Here is a 362-nt window from a genome sequence, read left to right as displayed (position 1 = left end):
CTAGAGTGAAGATGCCTCGCTTTCTTTCGTACGCACGCTCGGAGAGCCCATGGACCGCACCAGTCTCCAGTACCTCCTGGCCCGCGAAAGGGCACAGGCCGAGCGTCGCTGCCCACGCTCCGAGGAGGCGTACGCGCGCGCCGGGCATCTCTTCGGGCGGGTGCCGATGACCTGGATGAACAAGACCGCCGGGTCCTTTCCCCGCTACCTCGACACCGCCCGGGGCGCCCGGGTCACCGACATCGACGGGCACGAGTACATCGACTTCTGCCTCGGCGACACGGGCGCGATGGCCGGGCACTCGCCCGCACCGGTTGCCGAGGCGGTACAGCGCCGCTTCGCCGAGCAGGGCGGCCCCACCG

The 362-nt window shown here is 70.2% G+C and carries 1 pseudogene; it reads left to right on the top strand.

The annotated features are described in order from the left end of the window. Positions 1-49: 49 nt before the first annotated feature. A pseudogene (locus tag TN53_RS43050) lies at positions 50-362 on the top strand (aminotransferase class III-fold pyridoxal phosphate-dependent enzyme); the annotation flags it as partial.

This window comes from Streptomyces sp. WM6386, assembly GCF_000972385.1.
GTDB lineage: Bacteria > Actinomycetota > Actinomycetes > Streptomycetales > Streptomycetaceae > Streptomyces.
This window is presented reverse-complemented; position numbering and strand designations above follow the sequence as displayed.